We start from the raw sequence: 17,499 nt of genomic DNA on the forward strand, positions 1-17,499 counted from the left end.
ACGTCAGTTGTGCCCCCACCCGTTCTGTCGACCCGAGAGGAAGGGCGACGCAATGAGGAGAACCCGGAGAACCCCCCGCGCGGTCCGGCTGCTGCTGGCCGGACTGCTCTCCGCCGCCGGCGTCACCGCCGCCGTACCCCCCGCGCACGCGGCCGGCGAGCAGGTCACGGCCTGGCTCACCACCACCGACGACTCCGCCGGCCGGCATGTCGTACGCGGACTGCAGCCGCAGACGCCGTTCGCCTTCCAGCCCGGCACCGGCGGCAGCGGCACGGCCGTCACCGTGGACGAGAACACCCGCTACCAGACCTTCACCGGCGGCGGCGCGTCCTTCACGGACACCGCGGCCTGGCTGATGAACAGCAGCGGCGCGCTGTCCCAGGCGACCCGGGACGCGACCCTGCGCAAGCTGTTCTCACCGACCGACGGCATCGGCCTGTCGTTCCTGCGCAACCCGATGGGCGCCTCGGACCTCGCGCGGTACGGCTACACGTACGACGACGTGCCGGCCGGCCAGACGGACCCGTCCCTGGCGAAGTTCTCGATCGCCCACGACCTCGCCGACGTCGTGCCGCTCACCCGGCAGGCGCGCCTGCTGAACCCGGCGCTGACGGTGATGGCCTCCCCCTGGACCGCCCCCGCCTGGATGAAGGACAGCGGCTCCCTCAACGGCGGCTGGCTCAAGGCCGAGGACTACGGCGCGTACGCCTCGTACTTCGTGAAGTACCTCCAGGCGTACCGGGACCAGGGGATCGACGTCTCGTACGTCACCCCGCAGAACGAGCCGACCTGCTGTTCCGGCTACCCGTCGATGAGCTGGAACGCGTCCGGCATCCAGTACTTCCTCAAGAACGACCTGCTGCCGCAGCTGCAGTCCGCGGGCCTGTCGACCAAGGTGCTGGCGCACGACTGGAACTGGGACACCTACGACTCCTACGCGGCCCAGTCCGTGGACGACCCGGCGATCCGCGACCACCCCAACTTCGGCGGGATCGCCTGGCACGGCTACGGCGGTGACGTCACCGAGCAGACCACGATCCACGACAAGTACCCCTCGCTGGACGCCTTCGGCACCGAGCACTCCGGCGGCACCTGGATCGCCGACCAGCAGCGCGAGGACATGGCCGACATCGTCGACTACACCCGCAACTGGGCGAAGTCGGTGACCAAGTGGTCGCTGGCCGTGGACCAGAACGGCGGCCCGCACAACGGCGGTTGCGGCACCTGTACCGGGCTGATCACCGTGCACGACGGGGACGGTGCGAGCGGGACGGTGGACTACACCGTCGAGTACTACGACATGGGCCACCTGACCAAGTTCGTCCGGCCGGGCGCCCAGCGGATCGCCTCCACCGCGTCCACCACCGTGCCGAACGTGGCCTGGCGCAACCCCGACGGCAGCAAGGCGCTGATCGCGTACAACGGCTCCGCCTCCGCGCAGACCGTCACCATCAACTGGGGCTCCGAGCACGCCACTTACTCACTGCCCGGAAAGACCTCGGCCACCTTCACCTGGTCCGGCACCCAGTCCGGCGGCGGCGCGCGGACCGGCTCCTTCGTCGGCCTGGCCGGCAAGTGCCTGGACATCGCGGGCGGTTCGAGCGCCAACGGCACGGCCGTACAGCTCTACGACTGCAACGGCACCGCCGCCCAGCAGTGGACGGTGGCGGCCGACGGGTCGATCCGGACGCTGGGCAAGTGCCTGGACGTGACGTCGGGGTCGACCGCGGACGGGGCGAAGGTGCAGCTGTACGACTGCAACGGCACCGGGGCGCAGCAGTGGTCGTACAACTCCTCCACCGGGGATGTCGTGAACCTCGCCGCGGACAAGTGCCTCGACGTGACGGACAACTCGTCGGCGAACGGGGCACGGGCCCAGATCTGGTCGTGCACGGGAGCCGCCAACCAGAAGTGGCAGCTGCGGTAGGGCTGCCCCGCCAGGGGGCTCCGCCCCCTGGACCCCCGTCCGGCCGGAAAGTGCCGTGCGCGCCGTGCTGCGCGTCGGCCCTGCACGGCCCATGGTGGTGGTATGACCACAGCGCAGGACCTCTTCCTCGTCAGCCTCGACGTGCCCGGCGATCACCCCGTCGAGCCGGGTGATCTGTCCCTGGCACTCGCCGGGGCCGAGCTGATCGATCTGCTCGGTGTGCGGGCGCTCACCCTGGACGGCGAGCGCATCGTGCCGTCACCGGTGCTGACCACCGGTGACCGCATGCTGGACGAGGCCGGGGCGGCGCTCGCGCGCAAGGAGCCGTACGAGACGGTCGAGGACTGGCTGTGGCGCCGGGGCGAGGGGCTGGCCACGGCCTACCGCGACGTCCTGGACACCTCCGGCCAGCTCTCCGGCAAGCCGCACCGCTGGCCGCACCGGGCGGACAAGGCGGCGGCCGCCGACACCCCGGCCCGCCGGCACGCCGCCGACCGCTGGTGGTCCCGCGAGCCGGTCCTCGCCTCCCTCGCCGCCACGCTGGGCATCCAGGGCGAGCGGCCGCCCGAGGAGGAGCCCGGTGAGGAGGCGGTGGTCACGGTGCTGGTGGCGGTCGGCGACGCGGTGACCGAGCTGGCGGCCGTGCGGGAGCGGCGGCGGATCGAGAACGTGGCCTTCGACAACATCTGGCGGGCTCCCTAGGCGGGCCTAGCGGAAGAAGGGCTCCGGTGATCTGCGGACCGGCTGGCCCACCCCCAGCAGGTTGCCCTCGCTGTCCCGGAACCAGGCGCCCCGCTCGCCGCGTGCGCCCTTGCTCAGATAGTTGCCCTCGATCTCGGCGATGCCGTCCTGGGTGCGCAGGCCGGGCAGGTCGACCTCCTCGAAGACCACGCCCCGGCGCCGCAGCTCCGCCACGACGGCGTCGAGGTCGTCCACCTCGAAGGCCATCTGGGTGAAGGTGCCCGGCGAGGTCCCGGTGGAGCGGAACACCACGAAGTCGGTCCCACCGCACTGGTAGAGCAGCCCGCCGGGGCGTTCGTCGACGGGTTCCAGGCCGAGCTTGTCGGCGTAGAAGCGTCGGGCCCGCTCCAGGTCCCCGGCGGGCAGCCGGGTCGCCGCGCGGGCCCGGCACAGCAGGTCGCTCGCGTCTGTGCTCATACCTCCACTGTGACTACCGCGCCGGCTCCACGCCCGCCCGCAGCAGGCCGTACGTGTACGCGTCCTCCAGCGCCTGCCACGACGCGGCGATCACGTTCTCCGCCACGCCGACCGTGGACCACTCGCCGGAGCCGTCCGAGGTGGAGATCAGCACCCGGGTGGTGGAGGAGGTGCCGTGCACGCCCTCCAGGATGCGGACCTTGTAGTCGACCAGGTCCAGCTTGGCGAGCTGCGGGTAGATCTTCTCCAGGCCCACGCGCAGCGCACGGTCGAGGGCGTTGACCGGGCCGTTGCCCTCCGCCGTGGCGACGATCCGCTCGCTCTTGGCCCACAGCTTCACCGTGGCCTCGTTGGCGTGGGTGCCGTCGGGGCGGTCCTCGACGATCGCCCGCCAGGACTCGACGTCGAAGTACTTCAGCGGGCGGCCCTCGACCTCGGCGCGCAGCAGCAGCTCGAAGCTCGCGTCGGCCGCCTCGTAGGTGTAGCCCTTGAGTTCGCGCTCCTTGACCCGCTCGACCACCCGGCCGACCAGTTCCCGGTCGCCGCCCAGGTCGATGCCGAGCTCCTTGCCCTTGAGCTCGACCGAGGCGCGGCCCGCCATGTCGGAGACCAGCATGCGCATGGTGTTGCCGACCAGCTCGGGGTCGATGTGCTGGTACAGGTCCGGGTCGACCTTGATCGCGGAGGCGTGCAGGCCGGCCTTGTGCGCGAAGGCCGACACGCCCACGTACGGCTGATGGGTGGAGGGAGTCAGGTTGACGACCTCGGCGATGGCGTGCGAGATCCGGGTCGTCTCGCGGAGCCTGCCCTCGGGCAGCACCTTCTTGCCGTACTTCAGCTCCAGGGCGGCGACCACCGGGAAGAGGTTGGCGTTGCCGACGCGCTCGCCGTAGCCGTTGGCCGTGCACTGGACGTGGGTGGCGCCCGCGTCGACGGCGGCCAGGGTGTTGGCGACCGCGCAGCCGGTGTCGTCCTGGGCGTGGATGCCGAGCCGGGCGCCGGTGTCGGCCAGGACGGTGGCGACGACCGCGTGGATCTGGGCGGGCAGCATGCCGCCGTTGGTGTCGCAGAGGATCACCACGTCGGCGCCGGCCTGAGCCGCCGTACGGACGACGGCCTTGGCGTACTCGGGGTTGGCGCGGTAGCCGTCGAAGAAGTGCTCGCAGTCCACGAACACCCGGCGGCCCTGCTCGCGGAGGTGGGAGACCGTGTCGCGGACCATCTCCAGGTTCTCGTCGAGCGTGGTGCGCAGCGCCAGTTCCACATGCCGGTCGTGCGACTTGGCGACCAGGGTGATCACCGGGGCGCCCGAGTCGAGGAGCGCCTTGACCTGGGGGTCGTCGGCCGCTTTCGCGCCGGCGCGGCGGGTGGCTCCGAAGGCGACCAGCTGGGCGTGCTTGAAGTCGATCTCCGCCTGCGCGCGGGCGAAGAACTCGGTGTCGCGGGGGTTCGCGCCGGGCCAGCCGCCCTCGATGAAGCCCACGCCGAAGTCGTCCAGGTGCCGTGCGATGGCGAGCTTGTCCGCGACGGTGAGGTTGATCCCCTCGCGCTGCGCGCCGTCGCGCAGCGTGGTGTCGAAGACGTGGAACGAGTCGTCGAGCTCGCTGGTTGCCGTCTCGGTCATGGTCTCAAGGCTCCTGTTGTGGATCTTCGGTCTTACCGGAATGACCGGCTCCACCGTCCCCCCAATGGTCCCTCGCGCACCGCTCCCGGCTGCAGGTGGGCCGGAAAACGAAAAAACCCCTCGCGGGTGCGAGAGGTCTGCGCGCGGGTCGAGGACGACGGTGGCCACCCGCACCTGGTCGTACGAGGTGGTCACTGCGGACCGGCGCGCCTGCTGCCAATAATCATGGCGAACGAGAGCACGGGGGAAGTCTGGCACAAACCCGCCCCCGGCTCGCCGCCCGTCTCAGGATGCGGTCGTCAGACTGGAATCCGTACGGTCCCTCCCCCGGGCGAGGTCCAGGTCCTTCGTCTCCCGCATGGTGACGTACACCACGAGGGACACGGCGGCACAGCCCGCCACGTACCAGAAGAAGCCGGACTCGATGCCGGCCTTCTTGAACCACAGGGCGACGTATTCGGCGGTGCCGCCGAACAGGGCGTTGGCGAGGGCGTACGGCAGGGCCACACCCAGGGCACGCACCCCGGTGGGGAACAGCTCGGCCTTCACACAGGCGTTGATCGAGGTGTAGCCGGTGACGACGACCAGCGCGAGCAGGGCGAGACCGAGGGCGGGCCAGAAGCTGCCCGCGTGCCTGAGCAGGGTCATGACCGGCACGGTGAGGACGGTGGAGCCGACCGCGAAGGTGATCAGCAGCGGGCGGCGGCCGATCCGGTCCGACAGGGCGCCGGCGAACGGCTGGAGCGCGGCGAAGACGATCAGCGCGGTGAAGGACACGAGCGTCGCCGTCTGCTTGGACAGCCCGGCCGAGTTGGACAGGTACTTCGTCAGATAGGTGGTGTACGTGTAGTACGCGACCGTGCCGCCCATGGTCAGGGCGATGACCAGGAACGCCTCCCGCCGGTGCCGCCACAGGGCGCGCAGGGTGCCGCGCTCCTCGGCGTGCGAGGCGTCCTCCTCGTACAGCTCGGTCTCCAGCATGCTGCGGCGCAGATAGAAGACGACGGCGGCACCGAGGGCGCCGACGACGAACGGGATGCGCCAGCCGTAGCCGTGCAGGGCGCTGTCGGACATGGTCCGCTGCAGGATGATCTGCAGTCCGAGGCCGACGATCTGCCCGGCGGTCATGGAGACGTACTGGAAGCTGGAGGCGAATCCGCGCCGCCCGGGGTCCGAGGCCTCGGTCAGGTAGGTGGCGCTGGCCGCGTACTCCCCGCCGACCGACAGGCCCTGCAGCAGGCGGGCGACGAGCAGCACGAGCGCGCCGCCGTAACCGGCGACCGCGTAGGTCGGGGCTATGGCGATGAGGATCGCCGACGCCGACATCAGCGTCACGGTCAGCGTCAGCGCCGCCTTGCGGCCCTTGCGGTCGCCCACCCGTCCCAGCAGCCAGCCGCCCACCGGCCGCATGAAGAAGCCGACCGCGAAGATGCCCGCGGTGTTCATGAGCTGGGCGGTGGGATTACCGCTCGGGAAGAACGCGCCGGCGAAGTAGGTGGCGAAGCTCGCGTACACGAACCAGTCGAACCACTCGACCATGTTGCCCGCCGAACCGACCCAGATCTTCTTCCAGTGTTGTCGTCCCATGCGGCGTTACTTGCCCGCCCGCGGAGGAAACGATTCCGAGGAGCGCCGTTGGGGTCGCTGTCCGACGCGGAGTGCGGGTTGCGCTGTGGTTACTCGCGCAGTTCCCCGCGCCCCTCAGGGAACTGCGGTGAGCCCCTCCTCAATGAACTCCCTGACATGTGTGAGGACTTGGTCGCGATCCGTACCTCGCAATCCGATCGCCACATGAATGGAGAACCCGTCCAGCAGCGCACGCAGCCTCGTCGCGAAGCGGTCGGGGTCCACCCGGCGGAACTCGCCGCGCGACACGCCCTCGGCGATCAGCGCGACCAGGTCCCGGTGCCACGCCCCCTCGATGGCCACCTGCCGGGCGCGCGCGTCGTCGTCCGCGTTCTGCGAGCGGTTCCAGACCTCCAGCCAGAGCGTCCAGTGCGGGTCGCGGTGGCCGTCCGGGACGTAGAGGTCGACGTAGGCGGACAGCCGTTCCCGCGCCGTCCCGGGACGGGTCAGCAGCCGGCCCCGTTCCGCGCCGAGCCGTCCCTCGCTCCACTCCAGGGTCTGCAGCAGCAGCTCGTCCTTGGAGCGGAAGTAGTACAGGAGATGGCCGCTGCTCATCCCGACCTCGCGGCCGAGGGCCGCCATGGTGAGCTTCTCCAGACCGCACTCGGCGATCATGTCCATGGCGGCGGCGAGTACCTCCTCGCGCGGCGGCGCGTTCTTCCGCGCCCGTGCCGCACCGGCCATCGCTGTCTCCTACGTCATGCTCAGACCTTCGGCTGCTGCTGGGTGATGCAGTGGATGCCGCCCCCACCCGCAAAGATCGTACGCGCGTCCACCAGGGTCACGGTCCGCTCGGGGAAGAGCCTGCGGAAGATCCCGGCGGCGATCTCGTCGCGGGGGTCGTCGAAGCCGCACAGCACCACGCCGCCGTTGCAGAGGTAGTGGTTGATGTAGGAGTAGTCGGCCCAGTGGCCGTCGGCCTCCAGGACGGTCGGGGCGGGGACCTCGACGACCTCCAGGCTGCGGCCCCGGGCGTCCGTCTGGGCGCGCAGGATGCCGATGACCTCCTTGGTGACCTCGTGGTCGGGGTGGGCCGGGTCCGGCTGGGAGTGCGCCACCACGACCCCCGGGCGGGCGAAGGCGGCGACGATGTCCACGTGGCCCAGGGTGCCGAAGCCGTGGGGCGGGTAGTCGCCGGTCAGGCCGCGCGGCAGCCAGATCGCCTTGCTCGTGCCGAGCTGGGCGTGGATCTCCGCCTCGACCTCCGCCTTCGACCAGTGCGGGTTGCGCTCGGGGCCGAGCTGGACGGTCTCCGTCAGCAGGACCGTGCCCTCGCCGTCGACGTGGATCGCGCCGCCCTCGTTGACCAGCTTCGAGGCGTACGTCTTCGCGCCGGCGAGGTCGGACACATACGCGGCGATCTTGGAGTCGTGCTCCCAGCGGGCCCAGTCCTGGGCCCCCCAGCCGTTGAACACCCAGTCCACGGCGGCCAGTTCACCCTTGCCGTTGGTGAGGAAGGTGGGGCCGATGTCCCGCATCCAGGCGTCGTCCAGGTCCCGCTCGACGGTGCCGATCTCCGGGCCGAGCAGCGCCTGCGCCTCGGCCGACTGGCCGGGCCCGCAGACCACGGTCACCGGCTCGAAGCGGCGGATCGCGCGGGCCACCGAGGCCCAGGCGGCGCGGGAGGCGGCGAGGTCGTCCGGGTCGTCGAAGGTCGGGTTGGGGCCCGGCCACGCCATCCAGGTGCGCTCGTGCGGGGTCCACTCGGCGGGCATGCGGAAGCCGTCGGCGGCAGCAGACATGGTGTTCCTTAGCGGGATCAGAGGAAGTACAGACGGTTGAGGGAGACGGAGTCGGCGGGCTCGGAGCGCAGCGGGTCGCCGTCGAGGGTGACCAGGCCGGTGCGCCGGTCGACGTCGACCGCCCCGATACGGGCGTTCAGCCGCAGGTCGGCCGGACCGATGCCCCGGGTGCCGCGCACGGCGACCCGCCGGCGCCGGGTGGGCATCCGGTCGCCCCCCTGCTCCACGGCGGCCCGGGCGACGAACGCCACCGAGATGTCGGCGGCCGTGGCGCCGTACGCGCCGAACTGCGGGCCCAGCACGAGGGGTTCGCAGGTGTCGGTGGCCGCGTTGGGGTCGCCGGTCACGCCGTACGCCGGGAAGCCGGCCTTGAGGACGAGCTGCGGCTTGGCGCCGAAGTACTCCGGGCGCCACAGCACGATGTCGGCGAGCTTGCCGGTCTCGATCGAGCCGACCTCGTGGGCGAGGCCGTGCGCGATGGCCGGGTTGATGGTCAGCTTGGCCATGTAGCGCAGGACGCGGGCGTTGTCGTCGCCCTCGCCGTCGCCCTCCAGGGGCCCCAGCTCGGCCTTCATCTTGCCGGCCATGGCGAAGGTGCGGCGGACCGTCTCGCCGGCCCGGCCCATGCCCTGCGCGTCGGAGGAGGTGATGCCGATCGCGCCCAGGTCGTGCAGCACGTCCTCGGCGCCCATGGTGCCGGCCCGGATGCGGTCGCGGGCCATGGCGGCGTCGCCGGGCAGGTCGGGCTTGAGGTCGTGGACGGAGACGATCATGCCGTAGTGCTCGGCGACCGCGTCCCGGCCGAAGGGCAGGGTGGGGTTGGTGGAGGAGCCGATGACGTTCGGGACCCCGGCCATCTTCAGCACGTTGGGCACGTGTCCGCCGCCGCAGCCCTCGATGTGGAAGGCGTGGATGGTCCGGCCCTCCAGCACCCTCAGGGTGTCCTCGACCGACAGGCACTCGTTCAGGCCGTCGCTGTGCAGGGCGACCTGGACGTCGTGCTCCTCGGCGACCCGCAGCGCGGTGTCCAGGGCACGGGTGTGGGCGCCCATGTCCTCGTGCACCTTGAAGCCGCTCGCGCCGCCCTCGGCCAGTGCCTCGATCAGCGGGGCGTCGTGGGAGGAGGAACCCCGGCCCAGGAAGCCGATGTTGACCGGCCAGGCGTCGAAGGCGTTGAAGGCGTGGCGCAGGGCCCACGGCGAGTTGACGCCGACGCCCCACACGGGGCCGAACTCCTGCCCGATGATCGTGGTGACGCCGGAGGCCAGGGAGGCCTCCATGATGCGCGGCGACAGCAGGTGGACATGGGTGTCGACGGCTCCGGCGGTGGCGATCAGGCCCTCTCCGGAGACGATGGAGGTGCCGGTGCCGACCACGACGTCGACGCCGTCGAGGGTGTCGGGGTTGCCGGCGCGTCCGATGGCGCAGATCCGGCCCTCCCGGATGCCGATGGACACCTTGCGGATGCCCTGCACGGCGTCGATCACCACCACGTTGCTGATGACGACGTCACAGGTCTCGCGGACGGCGGCGGCCTTCAGGTGCAGCCCGTCGCGGGCGGTCTTGCCGAAGCCGGCCAGGAACTCGTCGCCGTAGCGCTGGGAGTCGGACTCCACGCGGACGGTGAGCCCGGAGTCGCCGAGCCGGATGCGGTCGCCGGCGCGGGGGCCGTGGGTGGCGGCGTAGGCGTGCGGGTCGATGCGGATGGCGCGGCTCACCTCGCGCCCCTTCGAGCGGCTCATCGCTCCTCTCCTCCGTCCTTCGTCGTGGTCCCCAGGTATCCGCAGGCGGCGGCCCGGCGCAGGGCCTCCTCCTTCGCGCCGGGCGCGTCCAGCGGCCCGTCGACCAGTCCGGCGAAGCCGATCGCGATCCGGTCGCCGCCGATCGGGACGAGCCCGACCTCCTCGCTCTCGCCCGGCCCGAAGCGGACCGAGGACCCGGCGGGTACGGCGAGGCGCATGCCGTAGGCCCGGTGGCGCGCGAAGTCCAGGCGCGGGTTGGCCTCGAAGAAGTGGAAGTGGGAGGTGACGGAGACCGGCACGGTCGCGGTGTTGGTGACGGTGAGCCGGACGGCCGGCTCGGGGTCGGCGTGCTGGGGCCCCGGCAGCAGCGCGCCCGGAGCGTCCTGCCCCAGGCCGCCGCCGATGGGGTCGGAGACCACCGCGAGCCGCGAGCCGTCGTCGAAGACCGCCTCGACCATCACCTCGGTGACGACGTCGGCGACCCCCGGCAGCACGTCCTCGGGACCGAGCACGGACCGGGCCGCCTCGATGGCCTCGGCGAGCCGCCTGCCGTCCCGGGCGGCCTCGCACACGGTGTCCGCGATCAGCGCGGTCGCCTCCGGCACGTTCAGCCTCAGGCCGCGCGCCCGGCGGGCCCGGGCCAGCTCGGCGGCCCCGAAGAGCAGCAGCCGGTCACGTTCCGTGGGGGTCAGTCTCACGACGCGGCACCTCCTTGCCTTCCATACTTTAGAACATCACTCTAAACACAGAATTCGTGAAACTGAAGCATTGACCCGAGCCGCAGGCTCACGTCACATTGAACGTCGCTCAAACCGACCGGCGGTAGTCGAAGGAGACCAGCCATGCCGATAGAACAGCGCGGAGTCGACACCATCCCGGACGAGGAGCGGACCAGCGGTCCGCGCGACCTCGTCTCGATCCTGCTCGGCTCCAACCTCTGCCTCGGAGTGATCATCTTCGGCTGGCTGCCGCCGTCGTTCGGGCTCGGCTGGTGGGCGTCGGTGAGCGCGATCGTCGCGGGCACGGTGGTCGGTACGGCCGTCACGGCCCCGCTCGCCCTCATCTCCCTGCGCACCGCGACCAACCTCTCCACCTCCTCCGGCGCCCAGTTCGGCGTCCGGGGCCGGCTGGTCGGCTCGGTCGTCGGCCTGCTGCTCGCCCTCGGCTACACCGCGCTGACGGTGTGGATCGGCGGCGACGTGATGATCGGCGTGCTCGGCCGGATGTTCGGCCTGCCCGCGGACGGGGTGTCGTACGCCGTCGTGTACGCGCTGCTCGCGGGTGCCACGGTCGCGGGCGCGGTGTACGGCTACCGGGTGCTGCTGAGCATGTCCAAGGTGCTGTCCATCGGCATGACCGTCCTGCTGGTGCTCGGCGTCCTCGCCTACGCCCCGCACTTCACCACCGCGGCGCTGCCGCAGACCGGCGGCTACCTGCTCGGCTCCTTCTGGCCGACCTGGTTCCTGTCGGCGGTGGCCGCGGGCCTGTCCGGACCCATCGCGTTCATCACCCTGCTCGGCGACTACACCCGCTACATCTCCCCCGCCCGTCACTCCAACCGCCGCGTATTGCGGGCCACTTGGGCGGGCCTGATCACGGGCCTGCTGGTGCCGCAGCTGTTCGGCACGTTCACGGCGTACGGCGCCCACGCGGCCCTCGACTACGCCGGTCCGCTGGTGCAGGCCTCCCCCACCTGGTACCTGGTCCCGCTGCTGCTGGCCGCCTCGGCGGGCTCGGTCGGCAACGCCGGTCTGATGCTGTACTCCATGGGCCTGGACCTGGACGCGATCCTGCCGAGGGCCTCCCGCGCCCGCGCCACCCTCACGGTCGCGATCGTCGCCACGGCCTGCGTGTTCGTCGGCCACTACGCCTGGAACGCCCAGTCCGCGATGACCTCCTTCGTCCTCCTCCTCACCGCCATCGGCACCCCGTGGGCCGTGATCACCCTCATCGGCTTCGCCCGCTGCCGCGGTGTCTACGACGCCGACGCCCTGCAGGTCTTCAACCGCCGTTCCCGGGGCGGGATCTACTGGTTCAGGGCGGGCTGGAACATCCGGGCGACCGTCTCCTGGGCCGTGGGCGCCGGGGTGGGCCTGCTCGGGGTGTCCCTGCCGTCGTACCAGGGCCCGCTGCTGCACCTGACCGGCGGCGTGGACTGCAGCTTCCTGCTGTCGGGCGCGGTCGGCGGCCTGGTGTACCTGGCCCTCAGCCCCCGGACCGCACCGGCCGGCGTCGAGTCCGGACAGGAACCGGTGGGCGCCGAGAGCCGGGTGTAGGCGGTCACCCCACCTCCAGACCCGGCAGGAACCGGGGGGCGCCGAAGGCCGGTTTCAGGTCGGTGAACCAGGTCGCGCCCTCGTCGTACGCGGCGAAGAACGGGCGGTCCACCAGGTCGGGGTCGCGGGCCTGGATGAGGTGGAGGACGAAGACCTTCTCGCCCGCCACCTCGGCGACGCCGTCCACGCAGACCTTGCCCGGCATGGCCGACATCACCGGTCCGCGCACCGTGCGGGCCAGCCCGGAGACCCGGGCGTAGGCGTCACGGAAGATCGCGTGACCGCGGGCCAGCGGCACCCCGAAGTAGCCCTGCGGGCCGGTGTCCCGCTCCACGAACTGGTAGTACGGCACCGCCCCCAGCGCGGTCGTCTCCTCCCACAGCTCCGCCCACGCCTCGGCGCTGTCGTTGATCCCGGCCACCAGCGGCCCCTGGCAGCGGATCACGGCGCCGGTGTCCCGCACCCGCCGCATCGCCTCCCGCACCACCCGCGGGCGCAGCTCCTGCGGGTGCGTGAAGTGGGCCATGAGCGCCAGGTGGCGGCCACTGGCGACGACCTTCGCGAAGAGCCGCAGCAGGTCGTCGGCGTCCCGGTCCGTCAGGAAGCGGTACGGCCAGAAGGCGAGCGACTTGGTGCCGATCCGGACCGAGCGGACGGTGTCGATCTCGAGAAGGGGCTCGACATAGCGCCTGAGGACCTCGGTACTCATCACCAGCGGGTCGCCGCCGGTGACGAGCGTGCTGCTCACCTCCGGATGGGCGCGCAGATAGGCGCTGGTGGTGGCGATGTCGTCGGTGGCGATGCGCAGCTCGGACTCGCCGACGAACTGCGGCCAGCGGAAGCAGTAGGTGCAGTAGGCGTGGCAGGTCTGGCCCTGCCGCGGGAAGATCAGCACCGTCTCGGGATACTTGTGCTGGAGTCCCGTCAGGCGGCGGCCCTCGTGCACGGGGACGTTGGCGTCGAGCTGGCCGGAGGGGTGCGGATTGAGCCGCATCCGGATCTCGTGCGCGGCGCGCCGGACCTCGGCGTCCGGCGCGTCCCGCGCCAGCAGGTCCGCCATCCGGCGCAGTTCGTGCGCCGGCAGCATGCCGCTCTGCGGGAAGGTCAGCCGGAAGACCGGGTCGTCGGGGACGGCCGACCAGTCGATCAGTTCGTCCACCACGTAGGAGTTGGTCCGGAAGGGCAGCACCGCCGACACGGCCCGCAGCGCGAGCCGCTCGGTGGCCGACAGCGACACCCGGTCCAGCAGTCCGTCCAGGTCACGGGGGGTGTAGGCGCGATACCGGGGTTTCGCGTGCAACGCGGGGTGGAGCGCTGAACTCATCTGTGCCAGTGCCTCTATTCTGTGCCGGGTCCGCTATTCCGTGACCAGGACCGGCGGCCGCAGCTCTACGAAGGCGGCCGCCGACGCATCGTACTTCTCCGCGAAGTGCGCCAGGAGCAGGGCATGCAGGGGACTTTCGTCGTCGACCACGAGCAGCTCGTGGCCGCCCCGCACCGTGAAGGCCTCGCTGTGGGCGGAGAGTTGGTCGAGGCGGTGCCGGGCCAGGTACGACACCAGGTCGGACCCGGCGACGTACAGGCGGTCCTCGACGGACACGAACGGGCAGCGGAACTCCCGGCGGCCGTCGGACGCGTCGACCAGGGTGAGCGGCAGCCGGGTGAAGTGCTCCATGGGCTTGCTCTGCCGCCACAGCTCGTCGAAGCGCTGCTCCACGAAGGTGCCGAGCGGGGAGCGGACGGCGACCTCCAGCTGGACGCCCTCGCCGGACAGCCGGCCCACCGTGAGGAAGGAGACCAGACAGCGCTCGTCCCAGCGGTAGAGCGTCACACCGGGCGACGTCTGGCACAGGCGGACCTCGAGCAGGGCGCGGGAGGTGTCGTCCAGACGGCGCGCGAAGTGGTCCAGGGTGCGCAGGTTGCGCATGATGTCGCGGCGGATGTCGGCGCTCTGCTCGCCCAGTTCCCGGCCGCGCAGGATGACGGCGAGCGAGTCGGGGTCCAGCAGCAGGATCTGCACCCGCGCGCCCTGCGCGGTGGCCGCCCTGATCCCCCGGAAGAGGCGCTCGGAGAACTGCGGCCCGAACAGGTTGGAGAAGGTGTCCAGGACCTTCACACAGGCCGTCGCGCCGTGCACCTGGGAGGCGAACCACTCGTAGTCCAGCCGGGTGTGCTCGCGGACCCGGCCCTCCTGGGCGCGGGAGATCAGCGGGCCGATCACGAACACGGTGATGACCACGCCGACGAGGTCGGTGCCGAGGTTGAGGGCGAGGTTCTGCTGGTAGGCGTCCATGCCGTGAGCCGTCCACAGCAGCAGGGCGGCACAGCCGGTGAGGGCCGCCAGCGCGGTGAGGCTCTGGGGGCGGCGCGGGGTGCGCAACGCACGCCATAACCAGCGCAGCCTCGGTACCGGCGACCAAGCGTTCACCTGCGGTGCCTCCCCCGTCCCCCGTGCGCACCGGGGCACGCGCCCCCCGCGGGATGAGTGGATACCCAGACGCCCCGCGCTCCAACCGCACCTGTGTTCCCGCCGCGCCGCTTCGTCCGCGCCCCGCTTTACCCGCGGCCCCGCTTTACCCGCGGCCCCCCTTTACCTGCGGCCCTGCTTTACCCCGCAGCCCTGCTTTACCCCGCAGCCCCGCTTTACCCCGCGGCCCCGCTTTACCCCGCGGCCTCGCTTTACCCCGCGGCCCCGCTTTACCCCGGGGCCTCGCTTTACCCCGCGGCCCGCCTTGGCCGCCGCGCCGCCTTGCTCGCGGTCCGCCTTGGCCGCCGCGCCCCTTTGCTCGCGGCCCCTTTGCCCGCCGCCCCCATCTCTCCGCCGCGACGGCGCTCGGCCCGTACGGCGGTGACCGGCGGTGCCGAACCGCCCTTGGGCCGTCGGGCACCGCCGGTCCGCGCCGTCGTGGTTGAGGGCTGTCGCGCCGGAAAGAGAGGGGCGCGCACGCGGTTGGCCGAAAGGTTCAGCCGATGCGGTGCATCCAGCCGTGCTTGTCCTCCGTCACGCCGCGCTGGATGCCGAGCAGGGCCTCGCGCAGGCGCAGGGTGACCTCGCCGGGGGTGCCGTCGCCGTGGGTCCAGGCGTCGGTCTTGGTCTTGACGTGGCCGATCGGGGTGACCACGGCGGCGGTGCCGCAGGCGAAGACCTCGGTGAGGGCGCCGGAGGCCGCGTCCGCGCGCCACTGCTCCAGGGTGACCACGCCTTCCTCGGCGGTGTAGCCGAGGTCCCGGGCGACCTGGAGCAGCGAGTCGCGGGTGATGCCCTCCAGGATCGAGCCGGTCAGGGCGGGGGTGACGATCCGGTCGCCGTAGACGAAGGCGACGTTCATGCTGCCGCTCTCCTCGACCTTGGTGCGGGTCACCGCGTCGAGGTAGACGACCTGGTCGCAGCCGTGCGCGGCGGCCTCGGCCTGCGGCAGCAGGGACGCGGCGTAGTTGCCGCCGGTCTTGGCGTCGCCGGTGCCGCCGGGGACGGCGCGGACGTGGTCCTCGGAGACCCAGATGGTGACCGGCTTGACGCCCCCGGCGAAGTACGCGCCGGAGGGCGAGGCGATGAGCATGAACAGGTACTCGTTCGCCGGGTGCACGCCGAGCGCGGCCTCGGTGGCGAACATGAACGGGCGCAGGTACAGCGACTGCTCGCCGCCGTGCGGCGGGACCCAGTCGGCGTCCTGGGTGAGCAGCGCGTCCAGCGCGGCGATGAACAGTTCCTCGGGCAGCTCGGCCATGGCCATGCGGCGGGCGGAGTTGCGGAAGCGGCGGGCGTTCGCCTCGGGGCGGAACAGCGCGATCGAGCCGTCGGGCTGGCGGTAGGCCTTCAGTCCCTCGAAGATCTCCTGGCCGTAGTGCAGGACGTGGGTGGAGGGGTCGAGGGAGATCGGGCCGTACGGGACGAGCTGGGCGTCGTGCCAGCCGCGGCCCTCCGTCCACCGGATCGTCACCATGTGGTCGGTGAAGTGGCGGCCGAACCCGGGGTTGGCCAGGATCGCCTCGCGCTCGGCGGCGGCGAGGGGACTGGCGGAGGGCTTGAGCTCGATCGTGGGCGTCGTCATGAGTGGTTGTCCTTCACCGGTTGTAGTGACGGGCCGCGCTCACGCCCGTCACCAGCCCTTTCGGACCGGTGTTAGGACGTCCGAGCTTTGCCTCATACCGCGGCTCCGCGTCCGATTATCGCGCGGGGCCCACGGCGGAAGGAATGGGGGTGAAAGCGGCCCGGGGGTCGATGGTGGCACCCGGCGGGGACAGGGGAAAGCCGCCGGGTGGTCGTCCGACCCGGCGGCTTCTCGTGGGGAGCGCCGGGTCAGCCGGCTACTCGGGCGGCGAGCGCGTCGCCGATCTGCGAGGTGCTCCGGGCACCCAGCGCGGCGCGCTCGGTGAGGTCCGCGGTGACCGCCGCGTCGATGCGGTCGGCCTCGCCGTCGTAGCCGAGGTGACGCAGCAGCAGGGCGACGGACAGCACCGTGGCGGTGGGGTCGGCCTTGCCCTGCCCGGCGATGTCGGGCGCGGAACCGTGGACCGGCTCGAACATCGAGGGGAACTCGCGGGAGGGGTTGATGTTCCCGCTGGCGGCCACGCCGATGCCGCCGGAGACGGCCGCGGCGAGGTCGGTGATGATGTCGCCGAAGAGGTTGTCGGTGACGATCACGTCGAACCGGCCCGGGTCGGTGACCAGGTAGATGGTCGCCGCGTCGACGTGGATGTAGTCGGTGGTGACCTCGGGGAACTCCTTGGCCACCTGGTTGAAGATGTTCGTCCACAGGTGACCGGCGAAGGTCAGCACGTTGTTCTTGTGGACGAGGGTGAGCTTCTTGCGCGGGCGGGCCTGGGCGCGGGCGAAGGCGTCGCGGACCACGCGCTCGACACCGAACGCGGTGTTGACCGAGACCTCGGTGGCCACCTCGTGCTCGGTGCCCTTGCGGATCGTGCCGCCGTTGCCGGTGTACGGGCCCTCGGTGCCCTCGCGGACCACGACGAAGTCGATCTCCGGCTGGCCGGCGAGCGGGGTGGCGACACCGGGGAGGAGCTTCGACGGGCGCAGGTTGACGTGGTGGTCGAAGGCGAAGCGGAGCTTGAGGAGGAAACCGCGCTCCAGGACGCCGGACGGCACCGACGGGTCGCCGATGGCGCCGAGCAGGATGGCGTCGTGCTGCTTCAGCGCGGCGAGATCGGCGTCGGTGAGGGTCTCACCGGTGGCGTGGTAGCGCTTGGCGCCGAAGTCGTACTCCTTGGTCTCCAGCTTCACATCCTGCGGCAGGACGGCGGAGAGGACCTTGAGACCCTCGGACACGACTTCCTGTCCGATGCCGTCCCCGGGGATCACTGCGAGATTGATGCTGCGAGACATGCGGGCACCCTACTCCTCGTCCCAGGTGATGACACGGCCCGTCCGCCATATGGACGGGCG

The 17,499-nt window shown here is 71.5% G+C and carries 14 protein-coding genes; 3 read left to right on the forward strand and 11 right to left on the reverse strand.

Annotated features, from left to right (window positions below; translation table 11 throughout):
• Positions 1–52: 52 nt before the first annotated feature.
• Together ABB07_RS11580 and ABB07_RS11585 are read left to right on the forward strand one after the other, a co-directional pair.
• Positions 53–1,927, forward strand: a complete 1,875-nt coding sequence (locus tag ABB07_RS11580) for a lectin (protein WP_208898640.1) — start codon at positions 53–55, stop codon at positions 1,925–1,927.
• A gap of 102 nt (positions 1,928–2,029) precedes the next feature.
• Positions 2,030–2,629 carry a GPP34 family phosphoprotein gene (locus tag ABB07_RS11585; RefSeq protein WP_208898641.1) on the forward strand — a complete coding sequence of 200 codons (600 nt, stop codon included), beginning with the start codon at positions 2,030–2,032 and terminating at the stop codon, positions 2,627–2,629.
• Positions 2,630–2,635: 6 nt separating this feature from the next.
• On the opposite strand, the gene ABB07_RS11590 is transcribed toward ABB07_RS11585, so the two are convergent.
• The 7 genes from ABB07_RS11590 to ureA form a co-directional block, all read right to left on the reverse strand.
• On the reverse strand, positions 2,636–3,085 hold the full coding sequence (locus ABB07_RS11590; protein ID WP_208898642.1) for a VOC family protein: 450 nt from the start codon (positions 3,083–3,085) through the stop codon (positions 2,636–2,638).
• 13 nt (positions 3,086–3,098) lie between these two features.
• Positions 3,099–4,709: a citramalate synthase gene (gene cimA, locus ABB07_RS11595; protein WP_208898643.1), complete on the reverse strand. Its 1,611-nt coding sequence runs from the start codon at positions 4,707–4,709 to the stop codon at positions 3,099–3,101.
• A 285-nt stretch (positions 4,710–4,994) separates the two neighbouring features.
• Entirely contained in the window at positions 4,995–6,296 is a 1,302-nt protein-coding gene (locus tag ABB07_RS11600; protein ID WP_208898644.1) for an MFS transporter, read from the reverse strand.
• Positions 6,297–6,410: 114 nt separating this feature from the next.
• The gene (locus ABB07_RS11605) at positions 6,411–7,019 is read right to left on the reverse strand and encodes a TetR/AcrR family transcriptional regulator (protein WP_208898645.1); all 609 of its coding nucleotides are present in this window, start codon (positions 7,017–7,019) and stop codon (positions 6,411–6,413) included.
• A 20-nt stretch (positions 7,020–7,039) separates the two neighbouring features.
• A complete protein-coding gene (locus ABB07_RS11610; protein ID WP_208898646.1) occupies positions 7,040–8,077 on the reverse strand; it encodes an agmatine deiminase family protein in 1,038 nt (345 codons plus the stop codon).
• A 17-nt stretch (positions 8,078–8,094) separates the two neighbouring features.
• Positions 8,095–9,819: an urease subunit alpha gene (locus ABB07_RS11615; RefSeq protein ID WP_208898647.1), complete on the reverse strand. Its 1,725-nt coding sequence runs from the start codon at positions 9,817–9,819 to the stop codon at positions 8,095–8,097.
• Complete coding sequence (ureA, locus tag ABB07_RS11620) at positions 9,816–10,517, reverse strand: urease subunit gamma (RefSeq protein WP_208898648.1); 702 nt, start codon at positions 10,515–10,517, stop codon at positions 9,816–9,818. The genes ABB07_RS11615 and ureA overlap by 4 nt, the downstream gene beginning before the upstream one ends.
• 144 nt (positions 10,518–10,661) lie before the next feature.
• On the opposite strand from ureA, the gene ABB07_RS11625 reads away from it, so the two are divergent.
• On the forward strand, positions 10,662–12,095 hold the full coding sequence (locus ABB07_RS11625; protein ID WP_208898649.1) for a cytosine permease: 1,434 nt from the start codon (positions 10,662–10,664) through the stop codon (positions 12,093–12,095).
• Between the two features lie 4 nt (positions 12,096–12,099).
• Here the strand turns inward: ABB07_RS11625 and ABB07_RS11630 are convergent, their stop codons facing one another.
• From ABB07_RS11630 to ABB07_RS11645, 4 genes are all read right to left on the reverse strand, one after another.
• Positions 12,100–13,419: a KamA family radical SAM protein gene (locus ABB07_RS11630; RefSeq protein WP_208898650.1), complete on the reverse strand. Its 1,320-nt coding sequence runs from the start codon at positions 13,417–13,419 to the stop codon at positions 12,100–12,102.
• 33 nt (positions 13,420–13,452) lie between these two features.
• Positions 13,453–14,475 carry a hypothetical protein gene (locus ABB07_RS11635; protein ID WP_208898651.1) on the reverse strand — a complete coding sequence of 341 codons (1,023 nt, stop codon included), beginning with the start codon at positions 14,473–14,475 and terminating at the stop codon, positions 13,453–13,455.
• Positions 14,476–15,058: 583 nt separating this feature from the next.
• On the reverse strand, positions 15,059–16,147 hold the full coding sequence (locus ABB07_RS11640) for a branched-chain amino acid aminotransferase (protein WP_142218529.1): 1,089 nt from the start codon (positions 16,145–16,147) through the stop codon (positions 15,059–15,061).
• 248 nt (positions 16,148–16,395) lie between these two features.
• Positions 16,396–17,439 (reverse strand): 3-isopropylmalate dehydrogenase, encoded by a 1,044-nt coding sequence (locus tag ABB07_RS11645; RefSeq protein WP_208898652.1) that lies wholly within the window; start codon positions 17,437–17,439, stop codon positions 16,396–16,398.
• Positions 17,440–17,499: the final 60 nt, after the last annotated feature.

The sequence above is a fragment of the Streptomyces incarnatus genome (genome assembly GCF_001027185.1).
Classification (GTDB): domain Bacteria; phylum Actinomycetota; class Actinomycetes; order Streptomycetales; family Streptomycetaceae; genus Streptomyces; species Streptomyces puniciscabiei.